Source organism: Bradyrhizobium sp. CCGB20 (genome assembly GCF_024199855.1).
In the GTDB taxonomy this organism is placed as follows: domain Bacteria; phylum Pseudomonadota; class Alphaproteobacteria; order Rhizobiales; family Xanthobacteraceae; genus Bradyrhizobium.
In genome coordinates this window covers 4,589,489-4,605,317 of the sequence record NZ_JANADN010000001.1, presented here as the reverse complement: position 1 = coordinate 4,605,317, position 15,829 = coordinate 4,589,489, and the positions used below count along the sequence as shown (strand labels likewise).

The 15,829-nt window shown below is 64.7% G+C and carries 14 protein-coding genes; 9 read left to right on the top strand and 5 right to left on the bottom strand.

Annotation, left to right across the window (positions count from 1 at the left end; translation table 11 throughout):
- Nucleotides 1-262: 262 nt before the first annotated feature.
- Nucleotides 263-1,264 (top strand): MBL fold metallo-hydrolase, encoded by a 1,002-nt coding sequence (locus NLM15_RS21235; RefSeq protein WP_254119089.1) that lies wholly within the window; start codon nucleotides 263-265, stop codon nucleotides 1,262-1,264.
- A 39-nt stretch (nucleotides 1,265-1,303) separates the two neighbouring features.
- Here NLM15_RS21235 and NLM15_RS21230 read toward each other — a convergent pair whose 3' ends face one another.
- Nucleotides 1,304-1,834, bottom strand: a complete 531-nt coding sequence (locus NLM15_RS21230) for a DedA family protein (RefSeq protein ID WP_254119088.1) — start codon at nucleotides 1,832-1,834, stop codon at nucleotides 1,304-1,306.
- Between the two features lie 269 nt (nucleotides 1,835-2,103).
- On the opposite strand from NLM15_RS21230, the gene parE reads away from it, so the two are divergent.
- Both parE and NLM15_RS21220 read left to right on the top strand, forming a co-directional pair.
- Nucleotides 2,104-4,149, top strand: coding sequence for a DNA topoisomerase IV subunit B (parE, locus tag NLM15_RS21225; RefSeq protein ID WP_254119086.1), 2,046 nt, complete (start codon nucleotides 2,104-2,106; stop codon nucleotides 4,147-4,149).
- Between the two features lie 382 nt (nucleotides 4,150-4,531).
- On the top strand, nucleotides 4,532-5,314 hold the full coding sequence (locus tag NLM15_RS21220) for an outer membrane protein (protein WP_254119084.1): 783 nt from the start codon (nucleotides 4,532-4,534) through the stop codon (nucleotides 5,312-5,314).
- A 63-nt stretch (nucleotides 5,315-5,377) separates the two neighbouring features.
- On the opposite strand, the gene NLM15_RS21215 is transcribed toward NLM15_RS21220, so the two are convergent.
- Nucleotides 5,378-6,016 carry a hypothetical protein gene (locus NLM15_RS21215; RefSeq protein WP_254119082.1) on the bottom strand — a complete coding sequence of 213 codons (639 nt, stop codon included), beginning with the start codon at nucleotides 6,014-6,016 and terminating at the stop codon, nucleotides 5,378-5,380.
- A gap of 138 nt (nucleotides 6,017-6,154) precedes the next feature.
- Between NLM15_RS21215 and NLM15_RS21210 the strand changes: the two genes are divergently transcribed.
- Together NLM15_RS21210 and NLM15_RS21205 are read left to right on the top strand one after the other, a co-directional pair.
- Nucleotides 6,155-6,340: a hypothetical protein gene (locus NLM15_RS21210; RefSeq protein WP_254119080.1), complete on the top strand. Its 186-nt coding sequence runs from the start codon at nucleotides 6,155-6,157 to the stop codon at nucleotides 6,338-6,340.
- A gap of 21 nt (nucleotides 6,341-6,361) precedes the next feature.
- A complete protein-coding gene (locus NLM15_RS21205; RefSeq protein ID WP_254119079.1) occupies nucleotides 6,362-7,132 on the top strand; it encodes an SDR family NAD(P)-dependent oxidoreductase in 771 nt (256 codons plus the stop codon).
- A gap of 114 nt (nucleotides 7,133-7,246) precedes the next feature.
- Here NLM15_RS21205 and NLM15_RS21200 read toward each other — a convergent pair whose 3' ends face one another.
- Both NLM15_RS21200 and NLM15_RS21195 read right to left on the bottom strand, forming a co-directional pair.
- Nucleotides 7,247-8,014, bottom strand: coding sequence for an outer membrane protein (locus NLM15_RS21200; protein WP_254119077.1), 768 nt, complete (start codon nucleotides 8,012-8,014; stop codon nucleotides 7,247-7,249).
- Between the two features lie 179 nt (nucleotides 8,015-8,193).
- Nucleotides 8,194-9,453, bottom strand: coding sequence for an FAD-dependent oxidoreductase (locus NLM15_RS21195; protein WP_254119076.1), 1,260 nt, complete (start codon nucleotides 9,451-9,453; stop codon nucleotides 8,194-8,196).
- A gap of 121 nt (nucleotides 9,454-9,574) precedes the next feature.
- Between NLM15_RS21195 and NLM15_RS21190 the strand changes: the two genes are divergently transcribed.
- Complete coding sequence (locus NLM15_RS21190) at nucleotides 9,575-9,862, top strand: hypothetical protein (RefSeq protein ID WP_254124310.1); 288 nt, start codon at nucleotides 9,575-9,577, stop codon at nucleotides 9,860-9,862.
- Between the two features lie 55 nt (nucleotides 9,863-9,917).
- Here NLM15_RS21190 and NLM15_RS21185 read toward each other — a convergent pair whose 3' ends face one another.
- Entirely contained in the window at nucleotides 9,918-11,432 is a 1,515-nt protein-coding gene (locus NLM15_RS21185) for a caspase family protein (RefSeq protein WP_254119074.1), read from the bottom strand.
- Nucleotides 11,433-11,641: 209 nt separating this feature from the next.
- On the opposite strand from NLM15_RS21185, the gene NLM15_RS21180 reads away from it, so the two are divergent.
- The 3 genes from NLM15_RS21180 to NLM15_RS21170 all read left to right on the top strand — a co-directional run bounded on the left by NLM15_RS21180 (nucleotide 11,642) and on the right by NLM15_RS21170 (nucleotide 15,658).
- Nucleotides 11,642-12,607, top strand: a complete 966-nt coding sequence (locus tag NLM15_RS21180; protein ID WP_254119072.1) for a helix-turn-helix transcriptional regulator — start codon at nucleotides 11,642-11,644, stop codon at nucleotides 12,605-12,607.
- 300 nt (nucleotides 12,608-12,907) lie between these two features.
- Nucleotides 12,908-14,425, top strand: coding sequence for a DEAD/DEAH box helicase (locus NLM15_RS21175; RefSeq protein ID WP_254119070.1), 1,518 nt, complete (start codon nucleotides 12,908-12,910; stop codon nucleotides 14,423-14,425).
- Between the two features lie 165 nt (nucleotides 14,426-14,590).
- Complete coding sequence (locus NLM15_RS21170; RefSeq protein ID WP_254119068.1) at nucleotides 14,591-15,658, top strand: GGDEF domain-containing protein; 1,068 nt, start codon at nucleotides 14,591-14,593, stop codon at nucleotides 15,656-15,658.
- The last annotated feature ends 171 nt before the right edge of the window (nucleotides 15,659-15,829 follow it).

Here is a 15,829-nt window from a genome sequence, read left to right as displayed (position 1 = left end):
AGAGCGGCGGCGGCGACGGGCGAACAGGATGGTCGCGGCGTTGATCATGGCGCGCGGCTATAAAGCTGGCGGGTTCCAGGGTCAAGTCCAAATCCGCAGCGCGTGCGGGCTGGATGCCGCACCGGTGACGGCGAGATGCCGCACGGATGTCATCTGCGTGCCGCGGAATTTCCAGTAGCAATGGGGGTTCTCGAGAATGACCGGCACATTGCAACTACGCCGGTCCGTGCCGTTCGTTCGCAATACAACCCAGGACACCGTCATGACCGAGATCACCCGTCGCGCAACGCTGGCCGGCGCCGCCGCCTCGGCGCTCCTGCCCTTCGTGAAGACGCCACCCGCGAGCGCCGCCGCGCCCCCGGCCGCAGCCCAGAACGCGAGCTTCTACCGCTACAATGTCGGCAGCCACCAGGTCACGGTGGTCTGCGATGGTGTCACCACCGTCAACCTGCCCGACAATTACGCCGCCGGCGCCAGCAAGGACGACATCAACAAGATCTTCGCCGAAAACCATCTGCCGACCGACAAGGTCACCCACACTTTCAACCCCGTGGTCGTCAACACCGGGCCGAAGCTCGTCGTCATCGACACCGGCCTCGGGCCCGACCAGTTCACACAGACAAAGGGCAAGGTCGGCCAGTTCCACAACAATCTCGCCGCCGCCGGCATCGACCGTGCCGCGGTCGACACCGTGATCATCTCGCATTTCCACGGCGACCACATCAACGGCCTGCTCGCGGCCGAGAACAAGCCGGCCTTCGCCAACGCCGAAATCATGGTGCCTGCGGCGGAATGGAAGTTCTGGATGGACGACGGCGAGATGAGCAAGGGGACCGGCAATCCGATCCTCGAGAGCAACTTCAAGAACATCCGCCGCGTGTTCGACGCGCTCGGCCGCAAGGTCACGCAATACGAGCCCGGCAAGGAGGTCGCGCCCGGCATCACCTCGGTGGCGAGCCCGGGCCACACGCCGGGGCACAACTCCTTCATCGTCGCCTCGGGCTCCGACAAGGTGCTGGTGCAGGTCGACATCACGGCGGGTGCTGCGTTCCTGTTCGTGAAGCATCCCGAGTGGAACATCGCCTCCGACGTCGACAAGCCGCTGGCGCAGCAGACGCGGCGCAAGCTGTACGACATGGCGATTGCCGAGAAGATGCCGATCCAGGCCTTCCATGCCGCCTTCCCTGGTCTCGTCCGCGTCGAGAAGGAAAAGGACGGCTCGGGCTATCGCTGGATCCCGTCGATCTGGAACGCCTCGCTCTAGGCTTCGCCCGATAGGCTGGCTGGGCGGCCCGCTGCCCGGTCAGATGACGCTCCAGATCCATTCCATGACCTTGGCGATCACGTCGCCGAACACAAGCAGCGCCGCGGACCAGACCAGCGCCGAGATGAAATTGGCGGCCTGAAAGCTCCAATAGGGCATCTCGAAGATGCCGGCGGCGAGCGGCACCGAGGCGCGCAAGGGGCCGAAGAAGCGGCCGATGAAGATGCTGGGCACGCCCCAGCTGCGCACGAAGGCTTCGCCCCTGGGCAGGAGTTCCGGATAGCGCGAGAGCGGCCACATCTGCGCGACTTGCTCCTTGTAGCGGTAGCCGAACCAGTAGGAGACCCAGTCGCCGAGCGCAGCGCCGATGCCGCCGGCAATCCATACGGGGTAAAAACTGATCCCGCTCGCCCCGATCAGCGCGCCGATCGCCACCAGTGCGCCCCAGGCCGGGACCAGCAGCGAGATGAAGGCGAGCGACTCCCCGAAGGCCAGCAGGAACACGATGGGGGCCGCCCAAGCCTGGTGAGCACGCACGAAGTCGGCGAGTGCGTGCGCAAACTGCTCCATTCCAGATAGCCTTCCCGCCCCGTCACGGTCCTGTCAGATAAAAAGACTGGTAAGCCAAGGGCTTGTGTGACATCAAGTCACAAAGCCCGGCCCAAACGGGGCCAAGGGGTCAAATTGCCGGGATTTGGTGGGCCTGCGGCGTAAAATCGCCGGGATTGGCTCCCACCCACACCGGCCGGCGGACCTGCGGTGACCTTTGCAGGCCAGCCGTGGCATAGTCGCCCGAACCGATTCGCCGCATGCGCGGCCCTCAAAGCACATCAAGATATATGTCCAAGCAGTTGAAGCCCAAAGCAAAAGACGATTTTTTCGGCAGCGATGAGCCGAAGACCAAGGCGCCCGCCAAGACGGCATCGCGCGGGAGCGGCGGCGAAGCCGACTACACCGCGGCCGATATCGAGGTCCTCGAGGGCCTGGAGCCGGTCCGGCGCCGGCCGGGCATGTATATCGGCGGCACCGACGAGAAGGCGCTGCATCACCTCTTCGCCGAAGTCATCGACAACTCGATGGACGAGGCACTGGCCGGGCACGCGACCTTCATCGGCGTCGATTTGAGTGCGGACGGCTTTTTGACCGTGATCGACAACGGCCGCGGCATCCCGATCGATCCGCATCCGAAATTCCCGAAGAAGTCCGCGCTCGAAGTCATCATGTGCACGCTGCATTCGGGCGGCAAGTTCGACTCCAAGGTCTACGAGACCTCCGGTGGTCTGCACGGCGTCGGCATCTCCGTGGTGAACGCCCTCTCCTCGCTGCTCGAGGTCGAGGTCGCGCGCAGCCAGAAACTCTACCGCATGACGTTCGAGCGCGGCCACCCGAAGGGCAAGCTCGAGGATCTCGGCAAGGTCAACAACCGCCGCGGCACCCGCGTGCGCTTCAAGCCCGACACCGACATCTTCGGCGCCAAGGCCGCGTTCAAGCCGCAGCGCCTGTTCAAGATGACCCGCTCGAAGGCCTATCTGTTCGGCGGCGTCGAGATCCGCTGGAATTGCGCGCCCGAGCTGCTCAAGGGCGTCGAGGACGTGCCGGCGGAGGCGACGTTCCACTTCCCCGGCGGCCTCAAGGATTACCTCGCGGCTGCGATCCACGCCGACACGCTGGTGCATCCGGACATCTTCTCCGGCAAGTCGGGCCGCAACGGCGCGCATGGCGCCTGCGAATGGGCTGTCGCCTGGACCGCGGATGCCGACGGCTTCCTGTCCTCCTACACCAACACCGTGCCGACGCCCGATGGCGGCACCCACGAATCCGGCCTGCGTAGCGCGCTGCTGCGCGGCCTGAAGGATCACGCCGAGCGCGTCGGCCAGGGCAAGCGCGCCTCGTCCATCACCTCGGAAGACGTGATGGTGGGCGCGGCCGTGATGCTCTCGGTGTTCGTGCGCGAGCCTGAATTCCAGGGCCAGACCAAGGATCGTCTCGCCACCGCCGAAGCGCAACGCATCGTCGAACAGGCGATGAAGGACCCGTTCGACCACTGGCTGTCGGGCAATCCGAACATGGCCAACCGGCTGCTCGACTTCGTGATCGACCGCGCCGAGGAGCGGCTGCGGCGGCGACAGGAGAAAGAGACCGCGCGGAAAACCGCGGGCAAAAAGCTGCGCCTGCCCGGCAAGCTCGCCGACTGCACCGATGCCGGCACCGAAGGCTCCGAGCTCTTCATCGTCGAGGGCGACTCGGCAGGCGGCAGCGCCAAGCAGGCGCGCGACCGCAAGACCCAGGCCGTGCTGCCGCTGCGCGGCAAGATCCTCAACGTCGCCTCCGCCGGCAAGGACAAGCTGACGGCGAACGCGCAGCTCTCCGACCTCGTGCAGGCGATCGGCTGCGGCCAGCTCCTGCACTATCGCGAAGAGGATCTGCGCTATCAGCGCATCATCATCATGACCGACGCCGACGTCGACGGCGCGCACATCGCATCGCTCCTGATCACGTTCTTCTACCGGCAGATGCCGCGGCTGATCGACGAAGGACATCTCTTCCTCGCGGTGCCGCCGCTGTACAAGCTGACCCACGGCCAGAAGTCGGTCTACGCGCGCGACGACAAGCACAAGGAAGAGCTGATCAAGAGCGCGTTCAACGCCAACGCCAAGGTCGAGGTCAACCGCTTCAAAGGCCTTGGTGAGATGATGCCGGCGCAGCTCAAGGAAACCACCATGGATCCGAGCAAGCGGACGCTGCTCAAGGTGGTGCTGCTCGCCGACGATCGCGACACCACCGCGGATTCGGTGGAGCGGCTGATGGGCACCAAGGCCGAGGCGCGCTTCGCGTTCATCTCGGACAAGGCCGAGTTTGCCAGCGAGGAACTGCTCGACGTCTGAGGTGGCGCCCTACCGTCAAAAGCCCCGGCTCAGCTCCGGGGCTTTTTCGTTTGCAGCAGGATGTATCCGGTCAGCGACTCGGCCAGCGACTCACTGCCCCCAAGGCTGAGGCAGGATTGCTTCCATTTCGGACAAAGCCGAATTTGCTAACGAGAAGTTACCAGAAGCCAATCTTCGTGAAATGACGCAACATATTGAAACTATGCGCTTATTTGAGATTCCGGCGATTGTGACCAAAATCCTTACCGAGCGGCGTTTCCCGGCGACTGTGCCTGTCCGGCAACAGCATTTCGGCGGGAAACGTCTATAGTCCGGGCATCAGATCACACGGACTTCAGTGCGCTCGCGCCTGCCAGACAGACCAAAGGTTGGGGATTTTAAAATGAAGAAGATTTTGCTCGCACTGACCGCGGTTGCCGCGATGACTGGTTCGGCCTCGGCGGCCGACCTGGGCGCCCGTCCCTACGTGAAGGCTCCGATGCCGGCGCCGGTCGCCAGCTGGACCGGCTTCTACATCTTCGGCGGTGGCGGCGGTGGCCTCTCGAACTCCGACCAGTCCGTCCAGAGCACGGTCGGCGCGGTTCCGCTGACGATCGGCCAGCGCCAGGGTGGCTCGGGCTGGTTCGGCACCGTCGGTCTCGGCTACGACTGGCAGTTCAACAGCACCTGGGTCGCCGGCGTGTTCGCTGACGGTCAGTTCGGCAGCATCCGCGGCACCGTTCAGGATCCGCTGCTGGGCATCACCGGCAACCAGAAGCTCGAAGACTCCTGGGCCGCTGGTGTTCGCCTCGGCTGGCTGGTCGCCCCGAACGTTCTCTCCTACGTCAACGGCGGTTACTCGGGCGCCCACTTCGGCAGCACGAACTTCATGACCCTCGCTGGCGTTCCCGCCGGTGTCCACCTCAACGGCTACAACCGCAACGGCTGGTTCGTCGGCGGCGGCGTCGAGAACAACCTGAACATCTTCGGCATCCAGTCGCCCGGCTGGTTCATGAAGACCGAGTACCGTTCGGCCTTCTACAACGCCAAGACCCAGGACATCCTGACCGACGCCGGCAACCTGCCGGTCGGCCAGAGCATCCGCGCCAACAGCTGGAACCAGACGATCTCGACCTCGCTGGTCTACCGCTTCAACTGGACCGGTCCGGTCGTCGCGAAGTACTGATCTGACCTGATCTTCAGACGTCAAAGCCCCGGCATTGTCCGGGGCTTTTTCGTTATGGGGCTGTCAGTGGCTAACGCTGGCCTTCAGCGCCCGGTACGCCTCTCCAAGCTGGCTCTCGATCTTCGCCCAGTCGGCAGCGGCGATGGCCCCGCCCCGAGCATCGCGGAACGCCATGGCTTCTGCCCGCGCGATGCCGAACTGCCTGATGGCTGAATCGTCCGCGCTCTTGCCATAGGTCAGCGCCGCCACGCGCGCGATGGTGAGCCCATACTCGCGAGGGCTGACCGCCTCGCGTCGCGCCTGCCACCAGTCAAGCTCGAGACGGGCGGCCTGCTCCGCGTCGAATGCCATGGGCGCGGCCGGCGCGAAATCCCGGTAGTACGCCACGAGGGCCGGCAGGGCGGTATCGGCCTCCCGGCGAGACCGCGTCGGCTGGAACGTCCTGGCGGCTCCGGCGGCGCTGAGCGCGATCTGCAGGCTCTTGAGCGGAGAAAAGCCGAACTGCGTCCGCGTCGAATCGTAAAGATGGAAGAACAGCGCGGCGTAGCGTTTGTCGTAATAGTCGCGCCACATCGCGGTCTCGAGCCGCGCCATCTCGGCGGGATCGAACGCCCGCAGATCCGCATGACGCGGAATGACGGCATAGACCGCGATCAGTGCGATCGCAGCCGCGGTACCTGCGAACATCTTGCGCACGGACATGGGTCCTCCCAGCGGTCCTGCATCCGCAGCCATTGTATCCAAACCGAAGCTACGGCTAGTCTGGCGGGAAGTTTTCGCGACCCGTGGCGATCGTTGATGCCGTGGGCCGCGACAGAAGCTGACCGATGGGAGGATTGCATGCGCAGATTTCTGCTGATCGCAGGCCTGTTTGTGCTCGCCGTCGGGCTGCTCTGGATCGGACAGGGCACGGGCACCGTCCCCTGGCCGCGGTCGAGCTTCATGATCGACCAGTTGCAATGGGCCGGCTATGGCGCAGCCATGGCCGGCCTCGGGCTGGTCCTGATCTGGCAGAGCAACCAATAGAAGAAACTAGGGAATACGAATATGACATCCAACCGGTTCGATCTCCGCGGCAAAGTCGCGATCGTCACAGGGGGCAATGGCGGCATCGGGCTTGGCCTCGCCCACGGGCTCGCCGACGCCGGCGCCGATATCGCCGTGGTCGGACGCAACGAAGCCAAGTCGGCCGCCGCCGTCGCCGACCTCAAGGCGCGCGGCGTCAAGGCGATTGCCGTCACCACCGACGTCACCGACAAGGCGGCAGTCGCGGCCATGATCGACCGCGTGGTGAAGGAGCTCGGCCGTATCGACATCCTCATCAATAATGCCGGCATGAGCATCCGCAAGCCGCCGCACGAGCTCGAGCTCGACGAATGGAACAAGGTGATCGACACCAACCTCACCAGCGCCTTCGTGTGCTCGAAGCTGGCCTATCCGGCGCTGAAAGCGTCGGGCAACGGCAAGGTGATCAATATCGGCTCGATGATGTCGATCTTCGGCGCGAGCTTCGCGACGGCCTATGCGGCGAGCAAGGGCGGCATCGTGCAGTACACCCGCGCCTGCGCCAATGCCTGGGCACCCGACAACATCCAGGTCAACGCCATCCTGCCGGGCTGGATCGATACCGATCTCACGCGCGGCGCGCGGCAGCAGGTGTCCGGCCTGCACGAGCGCGTGCTGGCGCGCACGCCCGCGGGACGCTGGGGCGACATCGACGACTTCGCCGGCATCGCCGTGTTCCTCGCCTCGCCCGCCTCGAACTTCGTCACGGGCACTGCAATCCCCGTCGACGGCGGGTTCTCGGTGATGGCCTGAAGGCTGTCCTGCACGCAGAAAGCTTGCACGCAAAAAAGAAGCCCCGGCGATGCCGGGGCTTTCAAATTTGGGTAGTGATCGTCTTCTACAGCTGCTTGGTCGTTCGTTGGCGTCTCAGTAGCGGGCGATGACCGGCGCGTCGAACTTGTAGCTCGCGCGCACGACGGCCCACTGGATGTCACGCGGCTTGGCATCGAAGGTGTAATTCCCCGAGGTGCCGCCGAGCTGATAAGTCTGGCTGCCGAAGGCCGCGTAATTGTATTCGAGACCGACGATCCAGTTGCGGGTGATGCCGTATTCCCAGCCGGCGCCGACGGTCCAGCCGTTGGCCCAGTGGGTCTGACCGCCGCTGCCCGTCGACGGGGCGACCGTGTCGCTGACGTTGAGACGGTTGTTCACGCCGGCATAGCCGCCCTTGATGTAGAACAGGTTGTTCTGCACGGCGAAGCCGGCGCGACCGACGACGGTCGCGAGCACGTTGGCACGCCAGGTGAAGATATCGTCAGCGGCGCCGAAGGCGGTGTTCACGACCGTGCCCTTGTTGTCGAGGCCGGAGATCGTGCCTTCCATGCCGAACACGTAGTTGTTGGCCTGCCAATTGTAGCCGATCTGGGCGCCGCCCATGATGCCGGCGCCACGCTGGCGATAGCCCTGGCCCGGAACGAGATCGCCGAACAGGGCGCCGGTCCCGTTGTTGATGAACTGCTCATTGGTCCATGCGCCACCGATGTGACCGCCGACATAGAAACCGGTCCAGTTGAACAGCGGCTCGACATAAGCGGGCGCCTTCGTGTAGCGCGCACCGAGATCGGCGGCGGAGGCAGCGCCGGTCGAAACCAGAGCGGTCGTGCAGGCGAAGGCAGCAATCAATTTGTTACGCATGGTACACCCCGTGTCCTTTGATGGGTGCACGCTCACACGCAGGTCTTACTCAAATTTGAATCAAGAAAGTTAAGACGCCGGATTGGCAATCGGTGCGCTGTGAATCCGTCTGCGCTGTTGCACGCGCGCAACGCGCCACGCGCGATTTAACGCGGCATTATCCCTATTGAATTGCTCCGTTACGATCCGGGCGCTGCCTTGGACTGCACGTGCTCGGGCCGCACGCCGATTGCAAGCAGGCGCGCCGGAATGCCCTGGAGCCATGGCAGCGCGGTGATCAGGCGCACGATCAGCGGCACCTTCAGCGGCCGTTCGCCGGCCTGCAAGGCGCCGCTGATGATGTTGTTCTGCACGATCACCTGCATGCGCTGCGTCATCCTCACCGGAAACTCGCGCCGGCGGCGCACGGCATCGAGCTCGTCGTCGGAGGGGCAGCCGTGCCGAAGCTTGTCCGCCAGCAGATTGGCGGTCGCGACCGCATCCTGCACGGCGAGATTGACGCCGACGCCGCCGACCGGCGACATCGCATGCGCGGCATCGCCGATGCAAAGCAGGCCCGGCCGCGTCCAGCGCGTCAGGCGGTTGATCGCGACGGTCAGCAGCTTGAAATCGTCAAGACTCTTCACGTCCGCAAGGCCGTTTTTGAGCACTGGCGCCATGCGTACGACGTCGTCGAGCAGCGCCGGCAATCCCCTCGCCTTCACCGCCCCGTACTGTCCCTTGGCGATGACATAGGCGCATTGCCAGTAATCGCCGCGGTCGAAGGTGACCATCATCTTTCCGGGCTCGACGCGCGCGAACAGGTTCTCGGTCTCGTCCGCCCTGCGGCCGACACGGAACCACAACACGTCCATCGGCGCGCCGATCTCCTCGACCTTGAGGCCGGCGCGCTCGCGCACGGTCGAATGCCGGCCGTCGCAGGCAACGGTGAGATCGGCTTCGATGTCGATCGGCCCGTCCGGCGTCATCGCACGCACGCCGGCGATGGTCTCGCCGCGGCGGATCAGATCGACGGCTTCCGTGTTCATCATCACCTTGAGCGAGGGAAAACGCCGGCCGGCCTCGCGCAGGAAATTCAGGAAGTCCCATTGCGGCATGAAGGCGATGAACGGGTACTTGGTATGGAGCCTTCTGAGATCGGCGATGCGCACATGGGTGCCGCCAAACAGGCCGTCCATCGTCTGCAAGCGTTGATGCGGCAGCTTCAAGAAGGCGTCGATCAGGCCGAGCTCGTCCATCACCTGGAGCGTCGAGGGATGCACCGTGTCGCCGCGGAAGTCCCGGAAGAAGTCCGCATGCTTCTCCAGCACCACGACATCGATGCCGGCACGTCCGAGGAGATAACCCAGCATCATGCCGGCCGGCCCGCCGCCGACAATGCAACACCGGGCTCTCACGGAGTGACGCACGGCGTGTTGCGGCGTATCTGAATCCGACATCAGCTCCTCGCTTACAACTTTAGTCCCTTGTGCGGTGCAACAAGCCGGATTTGGTTTGCCGCATTGCCGAATGGCCGGTAGCGTTGCTGATGATTTCGATTGATTTCAGGATGAACTAGTGTTGCACACCATACTGATCCTGCTTGGCATTTGGCTGCTGATCAACGTACTTTTTGTCGTGATCATGCTGCCGCCGCGCAAGCCGCGGAAGTCGGATCCGCACGATTCCGGAACACTCGCGCCGGTGCGGATCGACCAGAACGGCTATCCGTTCGAGGAGCAGGAGAAATTCCTGCTTCGCCACGTCATCATCTCGATCGCCATGGGGACGTTCTTCTCGCTGGCGCCCCCCTTGATGGAGGCGATCGACTCCATCAAGCGCTTCATCGGAAAGCGTCGCGGCGAGTGAAGTTCCTCGCGGGAACTGAACTCGCCGCCCCATGCATCAACGGAACGCAGACCGCTCAATTGTTGCTGCGGTTCACCGTCCGAAAACTCTTGATCTCCGACACGCTGCCGTCGCGATAAGTCAGTTCTACCGAGACGAACTGCGTGGCTGGGGCGAGCTTCATGTAGAGCGGCATGCCGGCCGAGATCGCGCTGGGGTCGCGCATATCGCAGCCCGGCATCTTCAGCACCTGGTTGGGCACCGCGGAGTCGATGCCGATGCGCACCTCGCGGATCGCGCAGCGATACGAGACGAGGTGCGTGTAGTAGACCAGCAGCCCGTTGAACTCGCGGAATGACAGCCAGCTCGTCGCCGTCATGTCGAGGATCTTGCGCTGGTCGCGGATCAGCGCGGCCTCGGGATCGAACTTGATCGGGAATGGCCCCTGCATGTCACCCGACTGGTCGACATAACGAACCTCGATCGTGCCGGCCTGCGCGTCAGGCGGCAGCTCGATCGACGGGTTCGGCATCCGCTTGCGGGTGCGAGGATCGAGCGTGTCGATGAAACCAGTCTCGCGGAAATCGCCCTTGCCGGCCATGCGCCAGGAGATACCAAGCGTCGGGTCGGCGAAGGAGAACACCACGCTCCAGCCGCCATTGTGGCGCGAGAATCTCGCGATCGGCGCGTTGGTGGTTTCTTCCTTGGGCACACGCGGCACCGACACCGGCGGCAGCGCCGCGAGCTGCTGCGGCGCCGGTTCGGCCGGGCGCGCAGCCGTGTCCTTGGCAATGCCGCTCAAGAAAACGTCGTCGACCATCTGGTCGAAATAGACCGGCACCTGCCGGTGCTTGACGGTGTCGGCCATCTCGCTGACGAGACGGCGGGTGCGCTGCGCCACCTGCACGAGGTTCTCGCCGGGCTGGAGCAGCTCCTTGGCGAAGGTGCGCGTGAACACCGAATTGGGATTGGCGTCGTCGTTGGAGAGGCGATCAAGCGCGGTCTGACGCGGACCTGCGGAAAACACCGAGAACACGCCTTCGGGCAGCTGCATCATCGGCGCGAGCCCGCCGCCGCCGGCGACCGCGCGGGTGCCTTTGCGCTCGAACGGATTGTTGCGGCAGGCGTCGAACACCAGGATCGACGTGCGCGCCTTCTTGTTCTGAAGGCGCTCGACGATGCGGTCGGCCAGGATCGACGCGTCGCGCACCAGCTCTTCCTGCCCTTCCGTCGCCGCCGGGACGTCGGTCGGCAGCAGGTAGTTCTGGCCCGCGATCTCGAAGCCGTGGCCGGCGTAGAAGAAGAATGCGGTGTCGCCGGGCTCGATCGCCCTGTCGAAGGCGAGCAGCGTCTCGGAGAATTGCTGCCGGCTCTGATTCTCGGCGACCATCACCGAGAAGCCGAGCTGCTTCAGCGTATCGCCCATGGTGCGGGCGTCGTTGACCGCCTTGAGCAGTTTAGGAACGTTCCTGTAGTCGTTGTTGCCGACGACGAGGGCAACGCGCTTCTCGGCTTGCGCGGGAAGCGCGAAGCCGCTGAGTCCCACCGCAAGGCCAAGGGCCGCCAGAATTCTGAAAAGCCGACGCGTCATCGCAAGTTTCCCGTTGCAGAATGGCCATTCGCCGGTTCCCTCGAACAGTCGTTCATTGGCCCCCCTGGCGCTGATGTGATAGTCGGCCCAGCCATATCGACGGTTCAACGGCCTTGCAGTCCCGGTTCCGTCGTCTGGACTATGGCAGATTCCGCTGGAATCTGCTTTTTCTTGGACCCTGGGCAATTGCGCCGCAAGCGGGGGCTGCCGTGTATCGCTGGTGTACCGACGAGGTCGAGCCGCATGACCGCTTCGACTATTGGCGCGAGGTCCGCGCCAAGGGTCTGTTCGGCGTCACAGCGGAACTCGAGCGCGAGCGGCGCGGCGATTTCTACGGCGAATTCTCGCTGCGCCAGCTCGGCGGCGCCGGCCTCGTCGAACTGAAGGCTTCGCACTACACGGTCGAGCGCAGCACGTCCGACATCGCCTACGCACCAGGTGACAGCATCTGCGTCTACCAGCAACTCGGCAGCGGCGGCTGGTTCGGCGGCATGCGCGCAAGCGACTTCGCGATCGCCAATGGCAGCTTTGCCACCAGCCACACCGACCAGCCCTACCGCACCGCCCCGCTCGGCGCAGGGGGCTTCCACCTGCGCATCCTGAAGATCCCCGTGAGCGGCCTGACAACGCAGGACAAGCGCCTGCACGAGCTTGCGCCCCGGACGTTCGACGATCCTGGCCTGGCGCCCCTGCTCGGCGCCTGCTTCGCCGATCTCGGCGAGGCCGCCGCTGACGATGACGGCGCCCTTGATGCGACTTCGCTGGTCCAGGCCCTCGCCCATCTGGCCCTGATCGAGCGCGGCATCGTGCGGCCCGGCAGCCGCCTCGGGCAGGCCGCGCTGCGGACCGCCCGGCTCTCGCAGGCGCGGCGCCTGATCGCGCGCCACCTCCAAGACCCCGGTCTGGCGCCGACAATGGTGGCCGACCTGCTCGGCGTGTCCGTGCGTCACCTGCACATGCTGTTCGAGACCGCGGCGAAGAGTTTTTCGCAGACCGTGACGGAGGAACGCCTGAAGCAGAGCCGCCGCCTGATGCGCGAGGCGCCGGACCGGCTGATCGCCGACATCGCAGCCTCCTGCGGCTTCGAGAGCCTGGCGACCTATTACCGGGTCTTCAACGCCGCCTACGGGATGGCCCCCGGCGACTTCCGGGCCCAGGGCCCAGAACGGCGCTAGCCGTCCCTCCGGCGGGATGTCGCCGGCCAACGGACGAGGCGGAAAAGCCGAGCCGGACCCGCTATTTGGGCAAAAACCTCAGGTTTTTTAGGGCCTTCCCGCGCCCGCTCCATTGACTTTGGCCGATTCCTGCCTATGTTCCGGGTCGACGCGGCTCAGATCGAAGACCGATTCCTGAGCCTGGCGCTTTGTTCGCGTGAGTCAGCACCCCCAGCTTCTTTGAGAGCGCGCCGTTTCGGGGTGGAACGCGACAGCCTTAATTACCCTCGATTCCGAACGGCGGTTTCGACCAGAGGCTCAATGTCCTTTTCAAATCTCGGACTGTCCGAAAAAGTCCTCGCCGCAGTGGCGGCCACCGGTTACACAAACCCCACCCCCATTCAGGAACAGGCGATCCCCCACGTCCTCGCACGCAAGGACGTGCTCGGCATCGCCCAGACCGGCACCGGCAAGACCGCGGCCTTCGTGCTGCCGATGCTCACCATTCTCGAGAAGGGCAGAGCCCGGGCGCGCATGCCGCGCACGCTGATCCTCGAGCCGACCCGCGAGCTCGCGGCGCAGGTGAAGGAAAACTTCGACCGCTACGGCGCCGGCCAGAAGCTCAACGTCGCGCTGCTGATCGGCGGCGTTTCCTTCGGCGACCAGGATGCCAAGCTGACGCGCGGCGTCGACGTGCTGATCGCCACCCCCGGCCGCCTGCTCGACCACACCGAGCGCGGCGGCCTCCTGCTCACCGGCGTCGAGCTGCTGGTCATCGACGAAGCCGACCGCATGCTGGACATGGGCTTCATTCCCGACATCGAGCGCGTCTGCAAGCTCGTCCCGTTCACCCGGCAGACCCTGTTCTTCACCGCGACCATGCCGCCGGAAATCCGGCGCATCACCGAGACCTTCCTGCATAATCCGCAGAAGGTCGAGGTCTCCAAGCCCGCCACGACCGCCGTGACCGTCACACAGTCACAGGTGCCCGCGGGGCGCGAGGCGCATGAGAAGCGCGAATTGCTTCGCCGCCTGCTGCGCGAGGCCAAGGATCTCAAGAACGCGATCATCTTCTGCAATCGCAAGCGCGAGGTCGCGATCGTTCACAAATCGCTCCAGAAGCACGGCTTCAGCGTCGGCGCGCTGCACGGCGACATGGACCAGCCGGCCCGCATGGCGGCGCTCGAACAATTCCGCAAGGGTGAGCTGCCGCTGCTGGTCGCCTCCGACGTCGCCGCCCGCGGCCTCGACATTCCCGAAGTCAGCCACGTCTTCAATTTCGACGTCCCCCATCATCCGGACGACTACGTCCATCGCGTCGGCCGCACCGGTCGTGCCGGCCGCACCGGTACCGCGATCTCGATCGTCACGCCGCTCGACCAGAAGTCGATGGTCGCGATCGAGAAGCTGATCGGCCAGAGCATTCCGCGCGCCGAGGGCGATTACGAGATCCACACTGAGGCCGGCGATGCGACCGAGCGCCCGCGCGAGCAGCGCGGCCGCGAGCGTTCGCGCGGCGGACGCGGCAAGCCGCAGCGCGGCAGTCGCGACCGTGAGCGCAGCCACGAGCCGCGCGAGGCCCGTGGCGAGGCGAGACACGCTTCTGAAGCACGCCCCGCAGCCGAGGCGAAGCCCGCACGCGAGGCGAGGCCCCCGCGTGAAGCCAGGCAAGCATCCGAGCCGCGTCATGGCTCGCGCCAGCAGGCCAATGCATCGCATGTCCCGTCGATCGGCCGCCCCGAACCGCGTCGCCAGCGCGAGGTCGATACCGAGCCCGGCGATCATTCGCACCTTCCGGCGTTTCTGCTCCGGCCAGTGCGTTCTCCCGCCGGCGCCTGACGCGCCGGCGCACGTCAGGTCCGGTTGAGTAGAGCCGCTTCACACTTTTTCTGATGCATTCGCGAACGTCTGTTTACACGGCGTTCACGATCGTCCGTTAGCCTACGAACATAATTTAAGCATTGCTGCGGTCGACGGCGCATCGACCGCTGTGGGGTATGTTCCGTGGTCAAGGTGCTCGACGAACACGAACGCACGATGGCGTTCGCCGAAGTGGCTCTCGGTCAGATCCGTTCGCTTCGACAGACTGCAATTCCCCGCAATTACGAGATCTGGTACGTCTACGCCACCGGCTACAACGCACCGCTCAACAAGATCATCAACGAGACTCTGGCGCGCCACGGCAAGCTGACCGAAGGCGATCTCGAGCAGATCTACGAGACCTATCTTTCCCACATCAAGACCACCGACCGCATCGACAAGGTCGGCGCACGCGTCATCGGCGAGATCGACGACGTGATGAAGGTGCTGAGCGAAGCGCTCGGGATGACCGGCTCCTACGATGCCAGCCTGTCGGGCGCGACCGAGAAACTGTCGTCGGCCAAGAGCCGCGACCAGATCAAGTCGATCGTCGAGACGCTGCTGCGTTCGACCAGCGAGATGCGCGAGACCAACAAGGCGCTGGAAGACCGGCTGACGCTGTCCAGGAACGAGATCAGCAATCTCCAGCAGAGCCTGGAGGCGATCCGCGCCGAGAGCCTGACCGATCCGCTTACGGGGCTTGGCAATCGCAAATATTTCGACCGCATGATCGGCATGGCCGTGCAGAGCGCGCTCGCCTCGGGCGAGCCGCTGTCCCTGCTGCTGTTCGACATCGATCATTTCAAGTCGTTCAACGATTCCTACGGCCACCTCACCGGCGACCAGGTCCTGCGCCTGGTCGGCCTGTCCATGAAGCAGACCATCAAGGGACAGGACATCACCGCGCGCTATGGCGGCGAGGAGTTCGCGGTCCTGCTGCCCAACACGGCGCTGCGCCAGGCGCTTACCGTGGCCGATCACATCCGCCGCGCCGTCATGGCGAAGGAATTGAAGAAGAAATCGACTGGCGAGATCCTCGGCCGCGTCACCATCTCCGTCGGCGTTTCGATGTTGAAGCCGGGCGACGACACCGATGCGCTGATCGAACGCGCGGATGCCTGCCTCTATGCCGCCAAGCGCAATGGCCGCAACCGCGTGATCTGCGAGGCCGATCCGGAATTCGCCATCGAGTCGCACAGCCGGGTGGCGTAGCTTTTCACCGACTGCCGTAGGGTGGGCAAAGGCGCATAGCGCCGTGCCCACGAATAATTCCGGTGAGTCAAAGTTCGTTGGTGGCCACGCTCCGCTTTGCCTACCCTACGGCACCGCAGCTTGACATTCTGCCGAGGCGGACAACATCTGACACGACAATTGGCCGCCTGC